Annotated in this window: 23 protein-coding genes and 1 other annotated feature; of the genes, 7 read left to right on the top strand and 16 right to left on the bottom strand. The window is 46.9% G+C overall.

Annotation, left to right across the window (positions count from 1 at the left end):
* Positions 1–3: 3 nt before the first annotated feature.
* Complete coding sequence (gene liaF, locus ACQCVH_RS17805) at positions 4–837, bottom strand: cell wall-active antibiotics response protein LiaF (protein ID WP_426836944.1); 834 nt, start codon at positions 835–837, stop codon at positions 4–6.
* A gap of 221 nt (positions 838–1,058) precedes the next feature.
* Between liaF and ACQCVH_RS17800 the strand changes: the two genes are divergently transcribed.
* A complete protein-coding gene (locus tag ACQCVH_RS17800) occupies positions 1,059–2,453 on the top strand; it encodes a hypothetical protein (RefSeq protein WP_426836943.1) in 1,395 nt (464 codons plus the stop codon).
* 51 nt (positions 2,454–2,504) lie between these two features.
* On the opposite strand, the gene ACQCVH_RS17795 is transcribed toward ACQCVH_RS17800, so the two are convergent.
* Entirely contained in the window at positions 2,505–2,708 is a 204-nt protein-coding gene (locus ACQCVH_RS17795) for a YwbE family protein (RefSeq protein WP_224899826.1), read from the bottom strand.
* A gap of 108 nt (positions 2,709–2,816) precedes the next feature.
* Here ACQCVH_RS17795 and ACQCVH_RS17790 point away from each other — a divergent pair, with 108 nt between their 5' ends.
* On the top strand, positions 2,817–3,284 hold the full coding sequence (locus ACQCVH_RS17790; protein WP_426836942.1) for a hypothetical protein: 468 nt from the start codon (positions 2,817–2,819) through the stop codon (positions 3,282–3,284).
* 48 nt (positions 3,285–3,332) lie between these two features.
* Here ACQCVH_RS17790 and ACQCVH_RS17785 read toward each other — a convergent pair whose 3' ends face one another.
* The 4 genes from ACQCVH_RS17785 to ACQCVH_RS17770 form a co-directional block, all read right to left on the bottom strand.
* The gene (locus tag ACQCVH_RS17785) at positions 3,333–3,521 is read right to left on the bottom strand and encodes a hypothetical protein (RefSeq protein WP_257990177.1); all 189 of its coding nucleotides are present in this window, start codon (positions 3,519–3,521) and stop codon (positions 3,333–3,335) included.
* 42 nt (positions 3,522–3,563) lie between these two features.
* Entirely contained in the window at positions 3,564–4,343 is a 780-nt protein-coding gene (locus tag ACQCVH_RS17780) for a divergent polysaccharide deacetylase family protein (protein ID WP_426836941.1), read from the bottom strand.
* A gap of 162 nt (positions 4,344–4,505) precedes the next feature.
* Positions 4,506–5,171, bottom strand: a complete 666-nt coding sequence (locus ACQCVH_RS17775) for a vWA domain-containing protein (RefSeq protein WP_426836940.1) — start codon at positions 5,169–5,171, stop codon at positions 4,506–4,508.
* Between the two features lie 52 nt (positions 5,172–5,223).
* On the bottom strand, positions 5,224–5,841 hold the full coding sequence (locus ACQCVH_RS17770; RefSeq protein WP_426836939.1) for a PH domain-containing protein: 618 nt from the start codon (positions 5,839–5,841) through the stop codon (positions 5,224–5,226).
* A gap of 153 nt (positions 5,842–5,994) precedes the next feature.
* Between ACQCVH_RS17770 and ACQCVH_RS17765 the strand changes: the two genes are divergently transcribed.
* Positions 5,995–6,906: a VanW family protein gene (locus tag ACQCVH_RS17765; RefSeq protein ID WP_426836938.1), complete on the top strand. Its 912-nt coding sequence runs from the start codon at positions 5,995–5,997 to the stop codon at positions 6,904–6,906.
* Positions 6,907–6,934: 28 nt separating this feature from the next.
* Here ACQCVH_RS17765 and cls read toward each other — a convergent pair whose 3' ends face one another.
* From cls to ACQCVH_RS17735, 6 genes are all read right to left on the bottom strand, one after another.
* The gene (gene cls / locus ACQCVH_RS17760) at positions 6,935–8,446 is read right to left on the bottom strand and encodes a cardiolipin synthase (protein ID WP_426836937.1); all 1,512 of its coding nucleotides are present in this window, start codon (positions 8,444–8,446) and stop codon (positions 6,935–6,937) included.
* 244 nt (positions 8,447–8,690) lie between these two features.
* Positions 8,691–8,846 carry a hypothetical protein gene (locus tag ACQCVH_RS17755; protein ID WP_257990171.1) on the bottom strand — a complete coding sequence of 52 codons (156 nt, stop codon included), beginning with the start codon at positions 8,844–8,846 and terminating at the stop codon, positions 8,691–8,693.
* Positions 8,847–8,919: 73 nt separating this feature from the next.
* Positions 8,920–10,158, bottom strand: coding sequence for an ATP-binding protein (locus ACQCVH_RS17750; protein WP_426836936.1), 1,239 nt, complete (start codon positions 10,156–10,158; stop codon positions 8,920–8,922).
* A gap of 135 nt (positions 10,159–10,293) precedes the next feature.
* The gene (gene proS, locus ACQCVH_RS17745; protein WP_426836935.1) at positions 10,294–11,724 is read right to left on the bottom strand and encodes a proline--tRNA ligase; all 1,431 of its coding nucleotides are present in this window, start codon (positions 11,722–11,724) and stop codon (positions 10,294–10,296) included.
* 144 nt (positions 11,725–11,868) lie between these two features.
* Positions 11,869–12,078, bottom strand: a binding site (T-box leader).
* Positions 12,079–12,439: 361 nt separating this feature from the next.
* Positions 12,440–13,480: a threonine aldolase family protein gene (locus ACQCVH_RS17740; RefSeq protein WP_426836934.1), complete on the bottom strand. Its 1,041-nt coding sequence runs from the start codon at positions 13,478–13,480 to the stop codon at positions 12,440–12,442.
* A 2-nt stretch (positions 13,481–13,482) separates the two neighbouring features.
* Positions 13,483–14,145, bottom strand: coding sequence for a phosphatase PAP2 family protein (locus ACQCVH_RS17735; RefSeq protein ID WP_426836933.1), 663 nt, complete (start codon positions 14,143–14,145; stop codon positions 13,483–13,485).
* Positions 14,146–14,295: 150 nt separating this feature from the next.
* Between ACQCVH_RS17735 and ACQCVH_RS17730 the strand changes: the two genes are divergently transcribed.
* The gene (locus ACQCVH_RS17730) at positions 14,296–15,495 is read left to right on the top strand and encodes a M20 family metallopeptidase (protein WP_426836932.1); all 1,200 of its coding nucleotides are present in this window, start codon (positions 14,296–14,298) and stop codon (positions 15,493–15,495) included.
* Between the two features lie 44 nt (positions 15,496–15,539).
* Here the strand turns inward: ACQCVH_RS17730 and ACQCVH_RS17725 are convergent, their stop codons facing one another.
* The 4 genes from ACQCVH_RS17725 to ACQCVH_RS17710 form a co-directional block, all read right to left on the bottom strand.
* Positions 15,540–16,250, bottom strand: a complete 711-nt coding sequence (locus ACQCVH_RS17725) for an EcsC family protein (RefSeq protein WP_426836931.1) — start codon at positions 16,248–16,250, stop codon at positions 15,540–15,542.
* A 115-nt stretch (positions 16,251–16,365) separates the two neighbouring features.
* The gene (locus tag ACQCVH_RS17720) at positions 16,366–17,577 is read right to left on the bottom strand and encodes an ABC transporter permease (protein WP_426836930.1); all 1,212 of its coding nucleotides are present in this window, start codon (positions 17,575–17,577) and stop codon (positions 16,366–16,368) included.
* The gene (locus ACQCVH_RS17715; protein ID WP_426836929.1) at positions 17,570–18,310 is read right to left on the bottom strand and encodes an ABC transporter ATP-binding protein; all 741 of its coding nucleotides are present in this window, start codon (positions 18,308–18,310) and stop codon (positions 17,570–17,572) included. The genes ACQCVH_RS17720 and ACQCVH_RS17715 overlap by 8 nt, the downstream gene beginning before the upstream one ends.
* 538 nt (positions 18,311–18,848) lie before the next feature.
* Positions 18,849–19,487 (bottom strand): zinc dependent phospholipase C family protein, encoded by a 639-nt coding sequence (locus tag ACQCVH_RS17710; protein WP_426836928.1) that lies wholly within the window; start codon positions 19,485–19,487, stop codon positions 18,849–18,851.
* A gap of 157 nt (positions 19,488–19,644) precedes the next feature.
* On the opposite strand from ACQCVH_RS17710, the gene ACQCVH_RS17705 reads away from it, so the two are divergent.
* The 3 genes from ACQCVH_RS17705 (at position 19,645) to ACQCVH_RS17695 (ending at position 22,067) form a co-directional block, all read left to right on the top strand.
* The gene (locus tag ACQCVH_RS17705) at positions 19,645–20,064 is read left to right on the top strand and encodes an HIT family protein (protein WP_426836927.1); all 420 of its coding nucleotides are present in this window, start codon (positions 19,645–19,647) and stop codon (positions 20,062–20,064) included.
* Positions 20,065–20,339: 275 nt separating this feature from the next.
* The gene (gene serC / locus ACQCVH_RS17700; RefSeq protein WP_426836926.1) at positions 20,340–21,419 is read left to right on the top strand and encodes a 3-phosphoserine/phosphohydroxythreonine transaminase; all 1,080 of its coding nucleotides are present in this window, start codon (positions 20,340–20,342) and stop codon (positions 21,417–21,419) included.
* Between the two features lie 126 nt (positions 21,420–21,545).
* On the top strand, positions 21,546–22,067 hold the full coding sequence (locus ACQCVH_RS17695) for a tryptophan transporter (protein ID WP_426836925.1): 522 nt from the start codon (positions 21,546–21,548) through the stop codon (positions 22,065–22,067).
* The last annotated feature ends 31 nt before the right edge of the window (positions 22,068–22,098 follow it).

Raw genomic sequence — 22,098 nt, 5'->3', positions numbered from 1 at the left:
CTCCTATACATGATCAATTCGAATGGAGCCGACTTTTAGCTGGATCGTTATATTCAACTTCCTCGCCGCATCATCGTATCCAGGGGATTTAAAGTAGAGCTTGCGGTTAAGATCCTCTGACTTCATATCGAAAATGCGGATATCCCCGATATTGATATGGGAGTGAACCATAATCGGAACATCCTCAGGTATAATCATTTTGACATCACCGACCCATCCCTTGACTGAAATCGGCGTTTCCTTCTGCGGGATATACGCTTTGCTGAAGTCAATATAATAATCACCGACAGTATTATACAGATCCATCGGTTCTACAGACCAATTTGCGTCTTTGAAGCTGACGTCGCCTATCGAGAATCCTCTGATGTTTGCTAATGGGGCATGCCGGGATCCCTTCTTGATCGTGATCATCTTTTCCCTGCCCGGTCCCTTTTCGCCTTCCTCTACCCCTTCATATTTCTTAGCAGGAAACTCTGTTTCAACATGCACTTTGATATGCTCTTTCCTGATGAGAAGCGAGAATCCCATGTATACAATAGCGAGCGGCCAAAGCTTCCATACATCCCAAAAAGAAAACTGGAGCAGCCCGAGCCTGTCAGAGGCCAGCAGCCCGGAAAAAATGAGCAGAAATCCGGCAAAGACTTTGCCTCCTTTGTTTCTCGACAATGCAGAGATTAGCAGAATAAGGCTATAGCCGAACATCACAAAAGGATAAATTGCGACAAAAAACTTCTTTATTTCCAAGGAAATGACACCTATATTAACAAGAAGCAGCAGTACACCTGCAGCCAGAAGGCATAATGCAAACATCATTTGATTGACTGATCGATAACGCACTTGGCTCCCCTTCTTTCTTTCTCTATAAATATTCGCTGCAGAAAATGTTATCCCTGCAATTCCATTTTAAACAGTCTCCCATTAATCCTTAACTGCCTCTGGAATGCTTTTCCCTCCGCCTTGAGGCGGAGGAGGCGGCCATGCACATCGCCCAGCTCTGAACATAATCTATAAGTACGCTTGGAAGCTATTGCCCAAGCATATTATAGGAGGGATATAAAATGGCGATTGATCTGACTGTCCTTCATGCTATCTATGTTTTCTTCATTGTACTCATCATCGGCTTTATGATAGCAAAACGGGATACGGCCCTTGTGTGCATAGCCGGGATCTTCCTGATTGCCATCACAAGCACAGGCTCTTTGAGCACTTCAGTCAGCAGTGTGTTCAATAGCTTTATATACGCGATAACCGAGCTTCTTTCTACCATTCTCGTCATCTCCATCATCGTGGCCATGAGCAGAGTCCTTGCTGCTGCAGGAGTAAGCGATGCGATGATTGCTCCCTTCTCCAGGCTGATCAAAAGTCCGGCGGGCGCTTATTGGACGATCGGCATTGTCATGATGGTGATTTCCTGGTTCTTTTGGCCATCACCAGCCGTTGCGCTTCTTGGAGCAGTCCTTCTGCCGGCAGCTTTGAAGGCAGGGCTTCCTGCCCTGGGGGCAGCTATGGCCATGAACCTCTTCGGCCACGGAATTGCCCTGTCAGGCGACTTCATCATCCAGGCCGCCCCTAAATTGACGGCAGACGCGGCCGGGCTCCCGGCAGGGGAAGTAATAGCAGCCAGCATCCCTCTTGTGGCCGTGATGGGGATCGTCACAGTTGTTACTGCCTTTATCTTTCTGAAAAGAGATATAAAAAAGGGTCTCCTGCTGCCGGCGGCTCCCCCCAAACAGAGAAATGAGTCTGAACCAGGGGAATCCGGGCTTCTAACAAGGAGCCAAAGGAGATTTTTTGCTCTCCTTATACCTGTTTTATTCGCTTTAGATGTAGCAGCTATGTTCTTGCTTGACCTGCAGGGCGGAGACGCGACAGCACTTGTAGGCGGAACATCGATTTTTATCCTGCTGGTGATCACCTTGGCAAGCCACAAAAATAAAGGACTGGAAAAAACGACCTCCTATTTGATAGAGGGCTTTCAATTTGGCTTCAAAGTCTTCGGGCCTGTCATCCCGATCGCAGCTTTCTTTTACCTGGGAGATTCAGGCTTCACAAGTATAATAGGCGACTATTTGCCGGGGGGATCACAGGGTATCGTCAATGACCTCGGTGCTGCACTGGCAGGAGCGGTCCCATTAAGCAAAGAAGTTGCAGCTGTTACACTCACTGTTACCGGTGCAATCACCGGCCTCGATGGTTCCGGCTTTTCCGGGATCTCTCTGGCAGGCTCTGTCGCCAGCCTTTTTGCTACAGCGATCGGTGCCGGTGCAGCAACTTTGACAGCCCTTGGGCAGGTTGCCGCCATCTGGGTTGGCGGCGGGACACTCGTGCCCTGGGCTCTCATCCCTGCGGCTGCCATCTGCAATGTTGATCCTTTTGAGCTTGCAAGGAGGAATCTCCTGCCTGTCATCATCGGGCTTGCAGCCACTACAATTGTAGCCATGTTCCTGATATAAGTTGTGGGCGGGACAGTACAAATAAAGAGGCAGCTGTAAACAGCTGCCCCTCTATTTTTTAATGATTTCGGCCACCCTGCCCACTTGGCCGTCAGTCAGCCTTACCTTGATTCCATGCGGGTGAAAAGAAGAATTGGTCAGGAGATCCTTAATGGTCCCCCTTGTCCTTGCCCCAGTCCGCTGGTCTTTCTTTAGGATGATATCAGCTTCCATTCCAGGCTTAACATGCTCACGATATTTGCCGCTGTCAGACATGCATTCAGCTCCTTTTCCTATTGCGCCATCAGGGGCGCTTTTTGTTCTTCTATTCTAATGGTATAATAGGCAGAACACAAAATTAACACCTTATCCATTGGAGGAAACATGCTTACTTTTGAAGAAAAATTAGCGGTCATCGAGTCATTTCCCGAGCTTGAGAGAAAAAATGTCTCTCTTGGAAGAGTCAACTTCCATTATGAAGAAAGCGCATTAGACAAGAAAAATGTGGTTTACCATCTGCATCCGAACGGCAATGGCTTTGTTTTTGCAGAATATGTACAAGGTTATTCGCCTGACAGCAAAGGCATGGTGAACATCAGGGACTTCACTGAATCCGAGCTGCGGGATATCATCTCAAAATCGATCCAGTCCCTCTCCGGACATAATGCGGAAGAAGCCCAGCCTGCTGAAAGGCTGGAAGAAACGTGGAACAGCCCGAGTGGTGAGACCCTTGTCCTTATAGAGGAAGATGAAATGTGGAATATATATGCCGGCCTGAACCTGGACGCCGCTTTTCTATCTTATCGGGAAGCAAAAGAATATCTCGAAGAGGAAGGCTTTAAACGGAGCTAAACCTAAGAGGCAGCCTCAATGGCTGCCTTTTGCTTTTCAAACAGGCAATTAAAAATTGCCATTCTGATTTTCCGGACGGCTGTTATGGAGATGGGATTCAATGTATACTCTTTCTGAAGACGAAACATGCTGTTCATTATGTTCAGGGTCTGTGTGCTGGATCCCCTTCTTGCGATAGATGAAATCCACCAGCACCCCGAATCCAAAAAGCCCGCCTGCTATAATGAGCCATATCATGATTCTCACCCTTTCCTATTGCCTTATTTTATCCAGCGGCTATTAATAGAATGGATAATACTCTTTTCGGATTTCACTTGAGATTATCTCTGAAACAGGAGCGATTCTGATGCCTTTCTCTTCAAAATACCCCTTTTCCTGGAGGATGCCTGCCGAACAGACCTTACCAGTCACGCCGACATGCCCGATTGCGATCCCTCTCCCCTGCTGCTCCGTGATCAGCGCCAGCTTTTTCATCTGCCGCCTGACATGGGAAACAGAAGAAATATCATCAAGAAATACATCTCTTTTTATGAGCGGCACTCCAAGCTCCTTCGCAATCATGGGAAACTTTGAATCAGGGCTTGTGCCGCTGTCCACAATATACAGCTTCCGTTCTTTCGCTATTTTTACGATTTCCCGCACAATCCCTTCATCTTCCACCGCCCTCGATCCCATATGATTATTTAGGCCCTTTGCATAGGGAACGCTGTCAATGGCTTCATTGACCCTTTTCCTAACTTCTTCAGAAGACAGATTAGTTGTAATCGGTTTTAGCCCAAGCCATGATTTCTTTCCCCTTTTAGGCTCCATTGGCAGGTGGACCATGATTTCAAATCCATTTTCATGGGCCCATTCAGCATGCTGTGCCGTCTGGTCTGTAAATGGCATCACTGCTGCCGTAATGGGGATATCGCCTTCAAGGAAATCCTTTACGCCTCCGATGCCTCCTCCAAAATCATCAATGATGATAGCAGCCTTCCTTTCTTCCTGCTGGGTTTCTGCACAGGCAGATGAGGCAAAAAAAGAACATAAGATAAGCAATCCTGCAATCTTTTTCATATTTCCTCCTGCTGATTGTTGTTCCTCTTACATTCCCCAGCGTGAAAGGTGTTCATTCATGGCTCTTGATGGCTTTCAGTTACTAATTGTATATACGATTTGAGTCAACAAAAGTTTCAAAATTCAGAAAAAATAAAGCAGCCTGGCTTCTGCCAGGCTGCTTTATTTAAGTACGCCCTTTTCCCGCGCTTCTTTAATCCATGATGGGAACTCATCAAGAAGATGGTCATACAATTCCTCATCGCTTACGTGCTCGATATCTTTGAAATGATAGAAATTCGCGTTATCAATATAGCGGCCTTCCATTGTATCCAATTTTTCCAGCACATCGAAGTTTGCATCGCCAATCCCGACAAACTGCCAGAAAATAGGCTTGCCGGCCGATTTGACAATCGGTTTCTTGATCGTCTTCTTGCAGCCGCCGTCATTGATAAAAACAATGAACGCTGGATCGCTGCTTGGATCTTCAATGGTGTATTTATTGATAACATCCTCCATGACAGGAGGTTCATCATTGCGCCCGAATTTATGAATAAGATCATTATTCAGGATATACTGATTAACATACCCTTCAAAGTCCCTTTCCGTCACCGGCTTCAGTCTCGAAAATTCATTGTCATATACCCAAATATCGAGCATGCCGTCATCATCAAATTGGCTCGCAACGGCAAGGATCCGTTCCACTACCTTTTGTACCGTGCCGTTCCGGTATAAGGTGCGCATCGAGCCTGAAATGTCCAAAACCAGGCCGACCCTTGCATTGACATGTGACAGCTTCTTCTTCTCCAGCACGATTCCGGCTGTTTTTTTCATCAAAGATATACTCATAATCCGCAACTCCCCGCTATGAATCAATTCTTATACTGCAGCAAACCGGTTCTCAATTATTAATGAACTTTTCAAAAACATACCCAAAATCTTTTACATGATATTTTTTCCTGCTGTTCATCAGCCAATTAAAAGCTGTCTCGTTCAACACCCTGAAATCATCCGTAAGGTTCCCTTCCCTTGCCCCTGCAGTCCTGCCCAATGTTTCGGAAGCAACCTCAAGGCTCTTCTTGGCATATTCCATTGAATGCTCATTTTCCGCACAGATTTCGGAGATTTTGATCAATGCTTTATACAGGTCCTTCAATTCTTCAATGAAGCGCTTATGTACATCTATGGAGAATGAGGCAGAGCCAATTACAAATTTTATTTCTATGTCCAGGTCGACTGTCCCTGCTGTTTCCAGGAGCACATTCGATATTTGATGCTCCCTGAAGCTGTACCTTTTCAGTACCCTTTTTTTACTCATCGCGCTCGTTCCATCCAGATGGATGACTGCTTTGTTCGTAAAGCAGTATTCATCTGATTTAGATTTGATCAAGAAATAAATTTTTTCATTATCTTCATGCATCACATAATCATCAGCATCGACTTTATCATAGTCAGCCGGCGAGATGACGCTGCCAATATCACTGATCCCCAGTACATCTGAAGCCACCCTTTTGAACATATTCCTGCCTCCCAAAATTATAAGATTCTTTTTTATAATCAGATTCATATTAGCATATAAAGGAATTTTCTTCACTCTTTGAGGGATGTATCCAGTCTTCCAAAGTTACATGAAAAGCAGCAGACTGACCCATACTATTTCAGGGAGGTGTGCATGATGAAGCTGTTATTATTTTTCGGCCTTATGGCAGCAGCTGGGGGAATGGGAACGGAGCAGTTATCTGTGCTGCAGGAAGGCAAGAGTGTAATGGAAGTCCAGAAAGATGAATTTTCTGCCAATATACCCGGCCTGCCGCTGGCTGATGAAGATAAAATTGAAGCATTCCAGGCGAAAATAAACCACCTGGCTTATAAAGAGCCGCAGGATGCCAAAATAGGCCCGGGAGAAAGGATCATCCCTGAAAAAACCGGCAGCAAATTGAATCAGGACTTATTTGCAGCGCGTTTTTATACCTATTATTACCGACCGGGATCAGGGCGTATTGATCTGCCGCTTCTCCCAGTCTACCCCAGGGTGGACAGCGAGCTTCTCCTGTCTATTAAAGCACGCCAGATCGGCCAATATGTGACCTATTTCAACTCCCATAACAAAGCCAGGACACAGAATATCAGACTGGCGGCCGGATCGATAGACAGTATTGTTGTATTTCCCGGGGAGGTATTTTCCTTTAATGAAACAGTCGGCAAGAGGACGGCTTCCAAGGGATATCTCCCAGCGCCGGTAATTGTCAGGGGAGAGCTGTCCGAGGGTATCGGGGGCGGCATATGCCAGGTATCCTCAACCCTCTATAATGCTGTCGATAATGCCGGGACAAGCATCATCCAACGATATTCCCACAGCAAACGCGTCCCATATGTCCCTTCAGGCAGAGATGCAACCGTCAGCTGGTACGGACCGGATTTCACCTTTAAAAACACTTATAACCAGCCCATCCTGATCCGCGCGCAGGTATATGGAGGAACACTCGCCATCAGGGTCTTTTCTTCGGATGCCATCAAATATGAACCGAGGAACGTCCCAGGCGCAGCAAAGTTCAGCGAAGAAGATGAGAAAGCTGCTGACTGAACAAATGCCAGTCAGCAGCGCAAATAGATTAGAGCACTCCGGAAAACAGCCTGGAGAAGGACTCTTTCGTTTTCTCCCAGAGTCCGCGTTTATAATAGTGTACAGGTGTAATCCGTACACTATCCCGCATATCTTCTTCGAAATGCGCTGACAGATCTCTGATTGAGCTGCAGCCAAGGAGGAAGACATTAACCTCGAAATTCAGGTGGAAGCTTCTCATATCCATATTCGCTGTTCCGACGGAAGCCATATTTCCATCTGCAATGATGATTTTCTGATGGAGAAATCCTTTTTGGTAAGAGTAAATTTCAACCCCATATCTTAGCAGCTCGGAAAAATAGGATCTGCTTGCATACTGGGTGAGGAAGCTGTCGTTCTTTTCCGGAACCATAATTCTTACTTCCACCCCTTTTGCAGCAGCCACCCGCAGCGCAGTCCTGATCGCTTCGTTCGGTACAAAATACGGGGTGGCAATCCAAATCGACCTTTCTGCACTGGTGATCATTGAATAAAAAAAATCTCCCATTATTCCCTGCTGTGTATCAGGTCCGCTGGCAACCACCTGGATTGCACCATTGATTTCATCCTCGCCGGCAGGCTTTTCACCGACTGAATATTTGTTAAGGACCTGTTCCCGGCTGACATACTCCCAGTCCAGAAGGAAGACTGTATGCAGCGTATATACAGCCTCGCCTTCCAGCACCATATGGGTGTCCCGCCAGAATCCCATCACTTCATCTTCCCCAAGATATTCAATGCCGACATTGAGCCCGCCGACAAAGCCGGTCTCCCCGTCGATCACGACTATTTTGCGGTGGTTCCTGAAATTGATTTTCTGGTTGAAGAAGCCGAATTTCAAAGGCAGGAAGCAATGAACCTTGATGCCCGCTTCCTCCATCCTTTTAATTTCATTCACAGCCATCTTCATGCTGCCGGCGGCATCGTACATGAAAAGGACCTCAACTCCTGCTTCAGCCTTCTCAATGAGGATATCCATGATCTCTTTGCCGAGCCTGTCCGAGCGAAAGATATAGTATTGGATATGGATGAATTTTTTGGCTTCCCTCAGTCTTGCCTTAAGCTCTTCAAACGTTTCTTCGCCATTTTTCAGCATCTCAGCCCTGGATGAAGTGCTGATGGGGGTCATGCTGGCATTGGCAGCAAACCTGGCAAAGTTCTGCTGATTATCCTGCAGAAATGTAAGGTCCGGCGACTCCTTCCGCTTCATCATCCTTTTCCACTGCTCTCTGTCATTGCTCCTTTTTGTGCGGAAAAGATATCCTTTCAGATAAAGCTGCCCCGAATATAAGTAGAACATATAGCCTGCCACCGGTATGAAGATCAGGACATAAATCCAGAGGAGTGTATGGTGGGAAGTTCGGTTTTCAAGAATCAGCGAGTAAATGCTCACCAATATAATAAAAGCATACAGCCCTGCCCAGGCGAGCTTCCAGACGTAGCCTGCACCGGTAAAAAACAGGACATACAGGGAAGCAGCCAATATAAGCAAAAAGACAAACTCTATTCTCTGTTTCTTCATAGGATCATTCTCCATGTCTATAGAAAGTTTCCTTTTTGTATACCCTTTGTGCCTTGTAAGGGAAACCTGGCCGGGTCTGCCCCAGGTACAAGAACAAAAGCGCAAGCAACTTGGCTGACCTTGATGCAGCTGCTGGACGCTGATCTGGAATTGATAATATCTACGAAACTTATAATGTATAGATTCCTAAACAAAAAAACGGGCAATGCCCAGTGGCATGCCCGCTTGCTTTATTCTGAGGGAGCTATTTCCTCATATTTTCCTGGTCTTTCAGCCTGTTCTGCTGATCAGGCTTCCTACCCTCTTTAAGCTTGTCAGGCGCTTCCCCGCCGGAATGCTGCTTCCGTTCATATTCAAGCAGGCTTTCCTGGTTTTGGCCATCCTTGTTATTGTCAGTCATGGGCTGTCCCTCCTAACGGTGTTTTTATCCTTATTCCCGAAATAAGAATCAGGAAACGCCCATTTTACCAGCATCAGTTAAATGAATGACCCTTTGCTTCCACTTGGGTTTTCGGGAGAATGATCTCGAAAACCGTCCCTTTATTGACCTCGCTGCTGACCTTGACAAGTCCGCTGTGATTTTCGATGATTTTGAAGCTGGTCATCAGACCAAGGCCCGTCCCCTTTTCTTTTGTTGTATAAAAAGGCTCACCCAGTGTGTTGATCCGGTCTGGAGGGATGCCTGTCCCTTCGTCTTTGATCATGACAGCGACATGCCCATCCTTCCTGTCCGCTGCCTTGATTGTGATGGTCCCGCCATCCGGCATGGCTTCAGCGGAATTTTTTATCATATTGATAAATACCTGCTTCAGCTGATTCTCCTCACACCATATCTCCGATTCTTCCAGGTCAAGCCCTGTGATAATCTGTACATTGTGGATCAGGCATTGCGGCTGGATCAGTACAACCACTTCCTGAATCAGCTTCTTTAGATCGCATACCTTATAAACCGCAGCAGCGGGTTTGGCGAGGACAAGGAACTCACCTACAATCAGGTTGATCCGGTCGAGCTCCGAGATGGCAATATCGGCATACTCCCGATTCCCCTCCGCCCTCAGCAGCTGAATGAATCCTTTTATGCTTGTCAGGGGATTGCGGATCTCATGGGCAATGCCTGCGGCCATCTGCCCGACAAGCGCCAGCTTCTCTGACTTTTGCAGAAGCAGATCTTCCTGCTCTTTTTTCACCGTGACATCCTGGCCGATTGAAAACACAGCCTTCCTGCCCTGAAAACTCGTAAAAAGAGTGGACACTTCAAAATAAATTATCTTGCCGTCAAGCCTGGTGATTTTCTGTTCTCTCCGGCCCGCCGGAAGCCTTTCTTTATAGGTTGCATCAAGAATCTTCCTGTATTGTGCGGCATCAGGCGCTTCCATAAATTCAAACACTGACATGCCGACAATTTCCTCTTTGCTTTCAGCAGCCACCAGCTTCTGGGCCGCTTTGTTTGCATAGACAATTCTGTCATAATCCTGGATAAAGACAGGTTCAGGCATCGTTTCGATCAGCTGCCTGTAAAATGCTTCGTTCTCTTTTGCTTTACCTGTAAGATATTTCAATTTGTCATACTGCCAGCCCACAAACCAGGCAATGATAGTGGCAATGGTGAAATCAACAATTTCCTTGTGCCATGGGTCATCAAAAATGAAGGCTTGCGTAAATGTGAATAATATGGAAATGCTGACTAAAGCCAATTGGCCTGTTCTCTTCATTTATAACAATCCTCTTCGGTGAATTTATGATATCGGCAAAAGCGCCTTAGTCAATAAATTCTTTTCCCGGGACAAAAATCCTTCCCCTCAGAAAAATATTAAATTGTTTTCATAGAACCTTCAGGCATACCCCCATTAATAGGCTTTTGCCCAATAAACGAGCTCTTCTGCATCTTGGCCGCAGCAAACACAAACATCGGATATATGTTCCTGTTCAAAAGGGATGCAGCGCGAGGTAGCCCCTGTCTCCTCCTTGATTCTGTCTTCACATTCTCTGCTGCCGCACCACATAGCTTTGATAAACCCCTGATTGTCTTTCAGCGCTTGCTTAAACTCCCCAATGCTTGCGGCACTCTCTGTTTTTTGTTCCCGAAGCTCCCTTGCTTTTTCCAGTAAGCCTGACTGGATATCTTCCAGCAGCCCGGCAATCGCCTGTTCCACTCCTTCGGCCGGGACAAACAGTTTTTCGCCTGTATCCCTGCGGACAAGTACAACCTGATTTTTCTCGGTATCCTTCGGTCCGGCCTCCAGCCTGAGAGGAATTCCTTTCATTTCATACTCATTGAACTTCCAGCCAGGCTTTTTGTCGCTGCTGTCAATTTCGACCCTGAAAGTCTTGCCGAGTTTCTCTTTCAGCTCATAGCAGAAATCGAGAACCCCTTCTTTATGCTGTGCCACAGGGACAATCATAAGCTGGGTTGGCGCAATCCGCGGCGGGATGATCAGGCCCCTGTTATCGCCGTGGACCATGATCATGGCGCCGATCACCCTAGTCGTAAGTCCCCAAGACGTCTGATGCACATGCTGAAGTTCCCCTTCTCTGTCCGAATACTGGATGCCGAATGCCTTGGCAAAGCCATCCCCCAAATGGTGTGAGGTTCCTGTCTGGAGTGCTTTTCCGTCATGCATCAGGCTCTCAATCGTGTAGGTGAATTTTGCACCGGCGAATTTTTCTTTCTCTGTTTTTCGGCCTTTAAGGACCGGTATAGCCAGGACGTTTTCACACAGGTCTGCATAGACATCAAGCATCCTTGTCGTTTCTTCGTGCGCATCCTCATCTGTCGCATGGCATGTATGCCCTTCCTGCCACAGGAACTCAAGCGTCCTTAAGAAAGGCCGCGTAGTCTTTTCCCATCTGACCACATTGGCCCATTGATTGTAAAGCTTAGGGAGGTCCCTGTAAGAATGGATGATATTTTTATAATGTTCGCAGAATAGGACCTCTGATGTCGGCCTGACGACTAGCCGTTCTGCCAGCTCTTCTGACCCGCCATGGGTCACCCATGCCACCTCTGGCGCAAATCCCTCGATATGGTCCTTTTCTTTCTGGAGGAGGCTTTCAGGAATGAACAATGGCATGTAAACATTTTCATGTCCGGTCTCCTTGATCCTCCTGTCCAGCTCATTTTTTATATTGTCCCACAAAGAATATCCGTAAGGACGGATGATCATCGATCCCCGGACACTTGAATAATCGATCAGATCCGCCTTGGTCACCACATCTGTATACCATTGGGCAAAATCCTCTTCCATTGCCGTAATTTCTTTTACAAATTCCTTTGCCATGATTGCACCCCATCTTCTGATTAAGTAATGAAACGAAGAACGCATCGGCGCTCATCCTGGCCAGGGGAAGAGCGGCTGAAGCTTCCTGAAGAGTGCAGAAGTGCCGGCATTCTGCTGGAAAAATAAAAAAGCCCCGATTTATAAAATAGGGACCAGATCATGGCGGTACCACCCTAATTTATAAAGCAAGGCTTTATACTCTCTTCATGATAACGGCATGTGCCGCTGCTGCCTTCAAGTATCCGGCAGCGAACTCTGGGGCAGGTTCGGCAGCTGTCTATAGAAGCCTCCCACCGCCGGCTCCCTCTCTTGGATAGACATAGACTGTTTAATGATCCCCTTCATCGTTTCAGTTATTTTTCAGTATTATATACAGTGCCAGGTGTGATGTCAAACCTGTATTTTGCTGAAATTCCTGCTGTTTTGTTTTTAATGGGGTATAAGGAGAGGAATTCTGCATGGTTTTTGGTGAAAAAGAGGCGATTTTATATGAACTTCTGTTTTATCAAGGGGCGAATATAGTCATTCTGCTTGAATATTGCTTTATTCTGCCTAAAAATTGAAAGATTCAACCTAAAATCTTAATGATTCAACCTAAAAACTGCTACAATTTTTCCTCCTCCCAAAAATAACCAAAACGAACACAAAAAAACCAGCGCCCCCCAAAAGAGAGCACCGGCCCTAACCTCCATTCATATATTACCATCCCTGGCTGTTACAAAGCAGAAACATAGGCGGCAGCCGTCCTGCTGACAGCATCCAGCGCCATTTCTATATCACTGGCAGACACATCAAAATGAGTGGTGAACCTTACAGAAGACGGTCCGAATGTAACGGCGCGGACCCCTTCCTTCTCCAGACTTTCTACAAACTGCTCTGAGCTCAAGCCCAGCTCCTTCACGTCTGCAACAATGATATTCGTATCTACCTGGTTGACGACAGACATGCTTTTTATATTTTGAATGCCCTCAGCCAGCTTCCGGGCGTTCTGATGGTCTTCGTGAAGCCTGTTCCTCATCTGCGTCAGTGCAATCAGGCCTGGCGCCGCTATAATGCCTGCCTGCCTCATGCCTCCCCCAAGCCTTTTCCTCCAAATGCGGGCAGCCTGGATAAATTCCCTGCTTCCGGCAAGGATGGACCCGACTGGTGCCCCAAGCCCCTTGGACAAACATACCTGGACTGTATCCGCATGCCGGGTGAAATCAGCAACCGGCCTCTCCAGGGCGGCCGCGGCATTGAACAGCCTTGCTCCATCCACATGGACAGGGATATTATGCCGGCGGGCGATTGTATGGATTGCTTCCATATTTTCCACAGAAACAACAGCCCCACCTGCACGGTTATGTGTATTTTCAAGGCAAATCAGGCCGGTTTCGGGAAAATGCTGATCTTTTCCGCGGATGGCAGCTTCTATTTGTGCGGGATCCATTTCCCCTCTTTCCCCTGCAATCGTTCTTGTCTGGACGCCTGCAAAAGCAGAGGCAGCTCCTGATTCGTAATAGAATATATGGGATTCTGCCTCAAGGAGAATTTCGTTCCCTGGCCTTGTGTGTGTAAGAATGGCTGCCTGGTTTCCCTGTGTCCCGCTTGTTACCAGCAGGGCTGCTTCCTTCCCGAGTATGTCTGCAGCAGCCTCTTCAAGCTTGATGATGGAAGGGTCTTCCGCGTAGACATCATCCCCGACCTCTGCTTCATAAGCAGCTTTCCTCATTTCTTCCGTCGGCTTTGTTACTGTATCGCTTCTTAAATCTATCATCCTTATTCCTCCTGTCTTAAATTCACTTTCCTGCCAAATCTGCTGTTCATAAATACATAGAATATAACCCATATGTAAACCCAGATAAAGGCAAAAGCATATCCTCCCGCCACATCGGTCGGATAGTGGACCTGAAGGACAATGCGGCTGAGCCCGATCATTAGAATCCAAAGTGCAAAAGCAGCTGCCGCCATCATCCTGGCTCCCGCGGACTTTAATTCCTTTATGACAAAATAGGCTGTCAGCATATATAAAATGCCCCCTACCATCGCATGTCCGCTCGGAAAGCTGAGGCTCTTCACAGCAACAATATGCTCTAAGTCCGGCCTCACCCTGCCGAATAGCTCCTTCAGCCATTTACTGGCTTCATTCCCGAGTGCAACCGCAAACACAAGGACAGCCATTCCCAGATAGTCTCTCTTTTTGAACCACAGCCACGCAAGCACTACAAGCGCTGCCAGCCCGATGCCCTGCCTGTCGCCAAACCAGGTTAAACATTTAAACAGCGGATAGGAAGAGGCCGAAAAAATACCTGTGACAGCAGATGAGACAGCTCTGTCAAACCATAAAGATTCCCCCCCTGATACTGTAAAGCTGATCAAAACAGCTGCCATTACCGCTATTATAACAGCTGCCAGCGCCGCTTTTGATTGTTTTGACTGCAAACCGATACCATCTCCCCATCTTCATTTTCATACACTCTTAGAATATTATTCTAAAGTTTTTCACATTTGAAGGCTTATTATCCTGCAATCCGCGAAAATAATGTTATAATTTTCGAAACAGTAAAAATTAAAACATAAAGGAGAGTTAATATGATCAGTTCATTATTCAGCAGACTTGAAAACTATTACGAAGAAATGGTAGCGATCCGCCGCTATCTCCATCAGCATCCTGAACTTTCCTTTCAGGAAGAAAATACAGCAAAATACATAAAAGAATATTATGAAAAGCTGGGGATCGAAGTAAAAGGAAATGTCGGCGGGAATGGAGTCGTCGCCAAGGTTTACGGAGAGAAGCCAGGAAAGACGATTGCCCTCCGTGCCGATTTCGATGCGCTACCAATCCAGGATGAAAAAGATGTCCCTTATAAATCGCTCGTCCCGGGTGTCATGCATGCCTGCGGCCATGATGGCCATACAGCAACATTGCTTGTGCTCGGCAAGGTCCTTCACGAGCTGCGCTCCGAATTGGAAGGAACCTATGTCCTGATCCACCAGCATGCCGAAGAATATGCGCCGGGCGGGGCGGTTTCCATGATCAAGGATGGCTGCCTTGAAGGTGTGGACGCCATTTTCGGCACCCACTTATGGGCTTCTGAGCCGACAGGAAAGATCCAATACAGGACAGGTCCTTTCATGGCTGCAGCAGACCGCTTCGAAATCACTGTACAAGGAAAGGGCGGACACGGAGCACAGCCTCATAAAACGAAGGACGCCATTGTGACAGCCTCCCAGCTTGTCGTCAACCTCCAGCAGATTGTCAGCCGGAAGGTCGATCCGATTGACTCAGCTGTCGTCACTGTCGGATCATTCGTGGCCCAAAATGCCTTTAATGTCATTGCCGACAAAGCTAAATTGGAAGGCACAGTGCGCACCTTCAGCGAACAGGTGCGGAACGATATTGAAGAAGAATTGGAAAGAGTCGTGAAAGGAACCTGCTATACCGCTGACAGTTCATACAGCTACGCCTACCACCGCGGCTACCCGGCTGTCATCAACCATGAAGCGGAAACCAACTTCCTTGCCGAGTGCGCCAAATCGATTTCTGAAGTCAATGAAGTCGTTGAAACAGCACCGGAAATGGGCGGCGAGGATTTTGCCTATTATCTTCAGCATGTAAAAGGCACATTCTTCTTCACAGGAGCGAAGCCCCTCAGCGATGATGCGGCATACCCGCACCATCACCCAAGATTCGATATTGATGAAAAAGCACTGCTGATTGCTGCAAAGACACTAGGTTCTGCGGCACTGCAATATCACAAGGTCCAGTCACCGGAAAACGTTACAGTATGAGCAAAAAGCATCCGCCGATGATACCGGCGGATGCTTTTTTTCCTTTATTGTTTTAGAAAACGGATCCTGTAGGCATTCCTTGCCGTCTCCCCAAGCTGGTCAAGCAGATTATAATTCGCGTAAGCCCCTGCAACCGCCCCTATCCCTGGAAGCAGCTGCAGCATTTTGACAAAATCTATATAATCCCGGTACTCCTGCTGGAACTCGCGCCATTCCATATCCTTCAGTTCTTTCACTAACTCATCCCAATCCTCAATGACAGCCAATGTTTCCCGCCTTTTCTCATCACTTGAAAAGGCGAGCTGAAATATATGCAGGATAAAGAGGCGCTCCTCATATTCTCCAGGATCATAGCCATAAATGGCTGAAGCTTCAAAAAGGAATTTCATTTTGATGGAAAGCAGCAGCGGGAAGTCGGCAAGCCCTAACAGGATGCCGCCTGCACCTGTGCCTGCTCCTTCAATGGTTGCAGTCTTTCGGTATGCAGCCAGCTTCTCGGTCAAATTCTCGTCCATTTCTTCAAGGCTCAGCCCGGCATCAAGCCTTTTCCTGGTGGTCAGATTGGAGCCTGCCAGGGTTGCTTTTACCATATTCTTAATTCCTTCGGTAATGACGGCATGTGCTTTCTCCGGGATATAGCTGTTTATTTTTGTCTGTGCCTTTTTTGAAAGGCGGTTCAGCATTCCGGAACGCTTCAGCAGCTTCCTCTTCCACTCCTCCAGCTCCCGTGAAACCATCTGTTCATACTCATACATTCGGCTGCACCCTTTCCTCTCGTTCAGCTTTTAGTTTGTGCTTAATACTACGTTTTTCTTCCGGAAAGGTTTCAGCGGCTGAAAAAAGCCTCCATTAAAAAACGGAGGCTTCTAATCAGTTCTTCAATTTCCTCCTGCTGTAAATATTCGCAAACACCCACGAAAACACGGCACCTGCTGCCGCACTGGCAAGCGCGGCCAGCCCGTCCCCCTTCAGCAGTACAACCAGGGAAAGAATGATGGTCTGCAAATAAAGGACAGCTGAGAGAAGTGAGGTAAAGGCTTTTTCCCGCCACTCACTTTTTAGCGGATACAGCTGGATCCAAAGCTTGTTTTCATGATGGTTCCGGAGCGGCAGCAGCTGGAATCCCGTCAGATAGAGGAATAACAGCACAAGGAGGATCTGCCCCATCCCGAATGAGATTATAAAAAGCGCCGCTCCCCCGATCACTGTCAGCCTGATGAACAGACCGAAATAATCGCCTGAGCGCATGAAGGTCCGCATATATAAATGCGCATGCAGCTTATCCTGCCCATATGGAATCCTGTTTGCCAGCCAGTCCAGCCATTTACGCCGCTTCACTCTATCTTTGAGCTTCGGGACATCTGTAAACAGATTGGCAAGGCGGTAAAAAGATGTCATCCTTCTTTCTTCCTGTTCAATGAGATATTCCCATTTCAGGCCCTTTGGTTCAGTCTGTTTCCTGAAATACAGCCATAAGACCAGCAGGACTGCCGGTACAGGGAGCAGGAACAAGATGCCTGCATTTGAAAATAAAAGATAAAGAAAAACTGCATTAAGGCAATACCTGATAACAGAATCAATCATCTTTGTATTTTTTTCCACGTAATATTGGATATGCCAGCGGATCAGAAGATTCAGCAGCTTAACAGCGAGTGAGCCTATCAGAAAGAAGAGGAACGGCTTAAAGCTGCCCCCGTTTACGACTGCGTACATTGGCATGAATATTCCGAGGCCCATCAGCAGAAGATAGGCCTGCACGGCCCAGCTGACACCCAGCGACCTGCGGAAATAGCCTGACAGCCTGTTTTCTACAGGCAGAAGAAAGATTTTATCTGCTTCCGTCAGGAAAGTATAAACAGGGCTGTATGTCAGCAATACCCCTAGCAGGACAGCCATAATCGCGGCTGCAGGAAAATCTTCCGGGACGCCTTTCAGCCATTCCTGATAATAAAAGGCGGCCATCCCGAATAGAAATACGAGCACAATGACAATATGCCCGTTCAATATATAGCGGAGGTAGCGGCTCAGTTCCTTGAGCGCACCTCCGAATCTGTTTCTCCACAGCTTTCCTTCATCAAACATAGTCTTCTTCCTTTGTCAGCTGGATATATAGATCATCAAGTGTCGCACCCGGCATGGAGAATTGCTGCTGCAGCTCAGAAAGTGTGCCTGCCGCCCTCACTTTGCCCTCGTGGAGAATGACAAAACGGTCGCAATACCGCTCCGCTGTCGCAAGGATATGAGTGGACATCAATATGCCAGCACCTTCCTCCTTCATCTTCTTCATAAGGTCAAGAAGCGATTGGATGCCTAGCGGGTCCAGGCCGACAAATGGTTCGTCCACTATATATAGTGAGGGCTGCACCAGGAAAGCGCACATAATCATGACCTTTTGCTTCATTCCCTTTGAAAAATGGGCAGGGAACCATTTCAGCCGCTTTTCCATCCGGAATTCCTTCAGAAGGCTCTTCATTCTTTCCAGATATTCTTTTTCTTCAAGGCCATAAGCCATCGCTGTCATCCTCAGATGTTCCTCAAGCGTCAGTTCATCATAAAGGATCGGGGTTTCCGGCACAAACGCGAATTTCCTTCTGTATGTCTCCTTATCCTTGGGAAATGGAGATCCATCGATTGTGATTTCCCCGGAATGCGGCTCCATCAGCCCGATGACATGCTTGATCGTCGTACTTTTGCCTGCTCCATTCAATCCAATCAGGCCGACAATTTCATTTGCATTCACAGTGAAGGAAACATCCTTCAGAACAGGATTACTCGTATAGCCTCCTGTTATATTTTTTATATTCAACAAAGACATTCCAAAACGCCCTTCCATCTATTGTGATGCTTCTAGTTTAACAAAATGGCTGCGCCAGCAAAAGATTGAAGCAGGGTCCAGACAGAAAATTAATCTCCGCTGCATAACTCCCCTTTCGCTGGGCATTATAATCTATGAAGGGGAAAGATGATTTTCATCAATTGAAATGAGGTGTCTGTCAAAGACCAATTTCATTCAATATAAGCTTCCAGCGTTGCTATAAGGGGATGGTTGCATTGCACAGGAGTGCCAATTAACCAGATACTTGGAACACATGACATTCTTCTGGAATGAGGTGTTTATCAAAGACCCATCAGCCGGCTTTATAAGTTGTGAAACCTATAAAGAATCAAGGGGATGGTACGCTTGAACAAGGATCAGATCTCTCACTAAGCACTGACCATTTTAATAAATGAGGTGTTTGTCGCAGAGAATAACCTGTAATAGAACGTTTCAGCGAAGTGATTTCCCCTTCAGAAAGAGCAGGATCCTCACCGGATCCTGTTTTCTTTATGATGTTTAACCCGCAAACCTGCAGCTAGTCTGCAAATAAATCAGCGGCTTCTTCTAGCCGGGCGGCAGCCTGTTCGATTTTCAAGCAGGCAAGCTCTGCAGCTGTTTCCACATAACCTGCAATCTGGTCAAAAGTGAACACCTTTAGCGGCGCAGCCAGTGCATCCTCACCGTACTCCATATCAGCAAGGCAATGCGGGACAAAATCACTAACGGCATGGGACGGCACCTCCTCCAAATCAGGCATTTTCTTATTCTCATTCAGTATCGAATCAAGGCTGCTGCTTCTATAAGCAGCAAGCAGCTTGCCATTTAAGAGTCCGAAATCCCCATGGTAAAGCTTCAAGATTCCTTCATCCTTATCCAGCCTGTTTCTCAGCCATGGCAGATAAAATCCCTTAAGCCAAAGGTCATCGGCAATCAGATGTGCATAATATCCAAAGATAAAAGCATGATTGCTTGTATGCCGGTACTTTTCAAGGAACGCTTCATAATCAATCGACCTTGAGAAATCTTCAGCATTCCCCGTGTAAAAATGAGACAGCTCCTTTGGCGAAACAGCATCAGGTGCAATCCCGCCGAGCAAAAAGGAAGCCTTATCCCTGATCTTTAATTTTTCTGCAGCCATATCGGCTGCCAGCAGATGCATGATTCTTGAACCCACCCTGATACTCCTCCTAAATAAATACACTCCTTTGTAAGTTCGCCATCCTCCCTCATTATCCTTTAATCTTTCCTTAGCCGGCAAAATTGGCGAATGATTTCTCCTCACATCCCCTGGTATGGTAAAATATTGAGAAAAAGAAAGGGCAGGTGCCATTATGCAGGATTGTATTTTTTGCAAAATCATCAATGGGGAAATCCCATCAGCGAAAGTTTATGAAAATGAACATGTGTATGCTTTCCTGGACATCAGCCAGGTAACGAAGGGCCATACACTTGTCGTCCCGAAAGTACATAAAGAAAATCTTTACGAGCTGACTCCCGAAATCGCGGCACACCTTTATGAGTCCGTTCCTGCCATCGCCAGCGCCATCAAAGAGGAATTTGACCCAATCGGCCTCAATTCTTTGAATAACAATGGCGAAGCAGCAGGACAGTCGGTATTCCATTTCCATCTGCACCTCATCCCCCGCTATGGAAAAGGCGACGGTTTCGGCGCTGTATGGAAAACCCACCAGGATGAATACTCTCCTGAGGATCTGAAGCAGATTGCCGAAGGAATCAGCAGCCATCTTTAATGATTCGTCAAAAAAAACGCATTGAAGCCGTCAGCTGGCTGCGGTGCGTTTTTTTTTGCGGGAACCAGCTGCTTATACTGCAGGGCTGCCCGTTTGTTCCATTCCCCTTCAAATCAAAGAGCCTCAATCATTAAGACAGCTTCCTGACCAAATAGCAGCAAGTAATCCTTTTTGCTATTTTTAAAACATTCCAACTTTTTTGTTTACTTTCTTTCTGTTTCTGATAGGATGAAATAAAGTTTTTATTCTTTAAAGCACTATAGGGAGGTATGATGATGAAACGTGCATTGAATTTCAATGCCGGCCCGGCGGCCCTCCCTCTTTCTGTACTGGAGGAGGCGCAGCGGAACTGGCTTGATTTTAACGGAACTGGAATGGGTGTCATGGAGCTAAGCCACAGGAGCCGGGAATATGAGGAGGTGCATGAAGGGGCGAAAACGCTGCTTCGGCAGATTCTAAGTGTGCCGGATGATTATGAGGTCCTCTTTCTCCAGGGCGGGGCGAGCCTTCAATTTACCATGCTGCCGATGAACCTTTTGGCAGAAGGCAAAACAGGCTATTATGCCCTGACAGGATCATGGGCTGAAAAAGCCATGAAAGAAGCTGCCAAAATCGGCAAAACGGCAGCAGCTGCTTCAAGCAAAGAAGGTACATACCGCTATATACCACAGCTCTCAGACCTGGCAGAACTGAAAGATGCTGCCTATCTACACCTTACGAGCAACAACACAATTTACGGAACTCAGTGGCAGGAATTTCCCGAGACAGATATCCCTCTTGCTGCCGATATGTCGAGCGACATCATGAGCAGAGAAATTGATGTAAGCAAATTTGATATCATTTATGCCGGAGCCCAGAAGAATATGGGCCCTTCGGGGGTAACTGCAGTCATCATGAAAAAAAGCCTGCTGGCAGGGCCCCGGGAAGATCTTCCGGTTATGCTTGACTATTTTACGCACAGCAAGAGCCAGTCTCTTTATAATACGCCTCCGACGCTTGCCATCTATATGCTGAAGCTTGTGCTCGAATGGGTGCAAAAAGAAGGAGGGCTAACTGCTATCGCTGAAAGGAACAGGCAGAAAGCGGAGCTGATATACAGCCGCATCGATGACAGTGAAGGCTATTATCTGGGGCATAGCAGAAAAGACAGCCGCTCTCAAATGAATATCACGTTTAACCTCCATTCCAAAGAAGCTGCAAGCCAATTCCTCCAGTCAGCCAGGGAAGCGGGATTCGTGGGACTGAACGGCCACAGGTCAATTGGCGGCTGCCGGGCATCCATCTATAACGCTGTCCCGCTTGAACATGCTGAGAAATTAGCTGAATTTATGAGAAAATTCAAAAATAAAAATTGAACAGAAGCATATTCCGTTTCATCTTAATTCATAGTGTGGTATAATACGAGTAACTTTTCGCTGCAGGCAAGAGTGCACTGCAGGAAGAGAAAGAGCGAGAATAGCTGAGAAGAGGAGAGGTTAGAATTGAATACAAAGAATTTAGTTGCTTTATCATTGCTTATTGGAATGGGTGCTGTCCTTCATGCCGTTGTTCCGGGATTTTTCCTGGGAATGAAACCTGACATGATGCTCACCATGATGTTCCTCGGGATTATCCTTTTTCCTGAAAAGAAAAGTGTGTTTTTACTGGGTCTTGCAACAGGACTGATTTCCGCCCTGACGACTACTTTTCCAGCAGGACAGATCCCAAACATCATCGATAAGCCTATCACTGCATTTGTATTTTTCGGTTTGTTTTTAGCAGTTAAGAAGTTTAATGGTTCAGTTGTTTCAGCAGCGGTCCTGACTGCCGCCGGCACCATTATTTCAGGAGCAGTATTCCTGACTTCAGCCCTTTTGATTGCAGGATTGCCGGGAACCTTTGCCGCATTGTTCGTAGCTGTGGTCCTTCCTGCAGCAGCTGTCAACACAGTTGCGATGATCATCCTTTACCCGGTTGCCATGAGCATCATCAAAAGAACAAAACTGACAGCAAGCCACACATAAAACCTCTCTTGAAAAAGAGAAAAAGAAAAAG

The sequence above is a fragment of the Bacillus infantis genome (assembly GCF_050107595.1).
In the GTDB taxonomy this organism is placed as follows: domain Bacteria; phylum Bacillota; class Bacilli; order Bacillales; family Cytobacillaceae; genus Bacillus_AB; species Bacillus_AB infantis_C.
The sequence above is the reverse complement of the archived record's forward strand: the minus strand, read 5'-3'. Positions and strand labels throughout refer to the sequence as shown.

Excerpts from the sequence above, each read along its gene's own strand:
- ACQCVH_RS17800 (WP_426836943.1), top strand. The coding sequence starts at position 1,059 with ATGGCGATTGATCTGACTGTCCTTCATGCTATCTATGTTTTCTTCATT.
- proS (WP_426836935.1), bottom strand. The coding sequence starts at position 11,724 with ATGGCAAAGGAATTTGTAAAAGAAATTACGGCAATGGAAGAGGATTTT.
- serC (WP_426836926.1), top strand. The coding sequence starts at position 20,340 with ATGAAACGTGCATTGAATTTCAATGCCGGCCCGGCGGCCCTCCCTCTT.
- cls (WP_426836937.1), bottom strand. The coding sequence starts at position 8,446 with ATGAAGAAACAGAGAATAGAGTTTGTCTTTTTGCTTATATTGGCTGCT.
- ACQCVH_RS17775 (WP_426836940.1), bottom strand. The coding sequence starts at position 5,171 with ATGAGTATATCTTTGATGAAAAAAACAGCCGGAATCGTGCTGGAGAAG.
- ACQCVH_RS17740 (WP_426836934.1), bottom strand. The coding sequence starts at position 13,480 with ATGATAGATTTAAGAAGCGATACAGTAACAAAGCCGACGGAAGAAATG.
- ACQCVH_RS17790 (WP_426836942.1), top strand. The coding sequence starts at position 2,817 with ATGCTTACTTTTGAAGAAAAATTAGCGGTCATCGAGTCATTTCCCGAG.
- ACQCVH_RS17720 (WP_426836930.1), bottom strand. The coding sequence starts at position 17,577 with ATGTTTGATGAAGGAAAGCTGTGGAGAAACAGATTCGGAGGTGCGCTC.
- ACQCVH_RS17730 (WP_426836932.1), top strand. The coding sequence starts at position 14,296 with ATGATCAGTTCATTATTCAGCAGACTTGAAAACTATTACGAAGAAATG.
- ACQCVH_RS17785 (WP_257990177.1), bottom strand. The coding sequence starts at position 3,521 with ATGATATGGCTCATTATAGCAGGCGGGCTTTTTGGATTCGGGGTGCTG.
- ACQCVH_RS17765 (WP_426836938.1), top strand. The coding sequence starts at position 5,995 with ATGATGAAGCTGTTATTATTTTTCGGCCTTATGGCAGCAGCTGGGGGA.
- ACQCVH_RS17725 (WP_426836931.1), bottom strand. The coding sequence starts at position 16,250 with ATGTATGAGTATGAACAGATGGTTTCACGGGAGCTGGAGGAGTGGAAG.
- ACQCVH_RS17755 (WP_257990171.1), bottom strand. The coding sequence starts at position 8,846 with ATGACTGACAATAACAAGGATGGCCAAAACCAGGAAAGCCTGCTTGAA.
- ACQCVH_RS17705 (WP_426836927.1), top strand. The coding sequence starts at position 19,645 with ATGCAGGATTGTATTTTTTGCAAAATCATCAATGGGGAAATCCCATCA.
- ACQCVH_RS17780 (WP_426836941.1), bottom strand. The coding sequence starts at position 4,343 with ATGAAAAAGATTGCAGGATTGCTTATCTTATGTTCTTTTTTTGCCTCA.
- ACQCVH_RS17750 (WP_426836936.1), bottom strand. The coding sequence starts at position 10,158 with ATGAAGAGAACAGGCCAATTGGCTTTAGTCAGCATTTCCATATTATTC.
- ACQCVH_RS17715 (WP_426836929.1), bottom strand. The coding sequence starts at position 18,310 with ATGTCTTTGTTGAATATAAAAAATATAACAGGAGGCTATACGAGTAAT.
- ACQCVH_RS17795 (WP_224899826.1), bottom strand. The coding sequence starts at position 2,708 with ATGTCTGACAGCGGCAAATATCGTGAGCATGTTAAGCCTGGAATGGAA.
- ACQCVH_RS17770 (WP_426836939.1), bottom strand. The coding sequence starts at position 5,841 with ATGTTCAAAAGGGTGGCTTCAGATGTACTGGGGATCAGTGATATTGGC.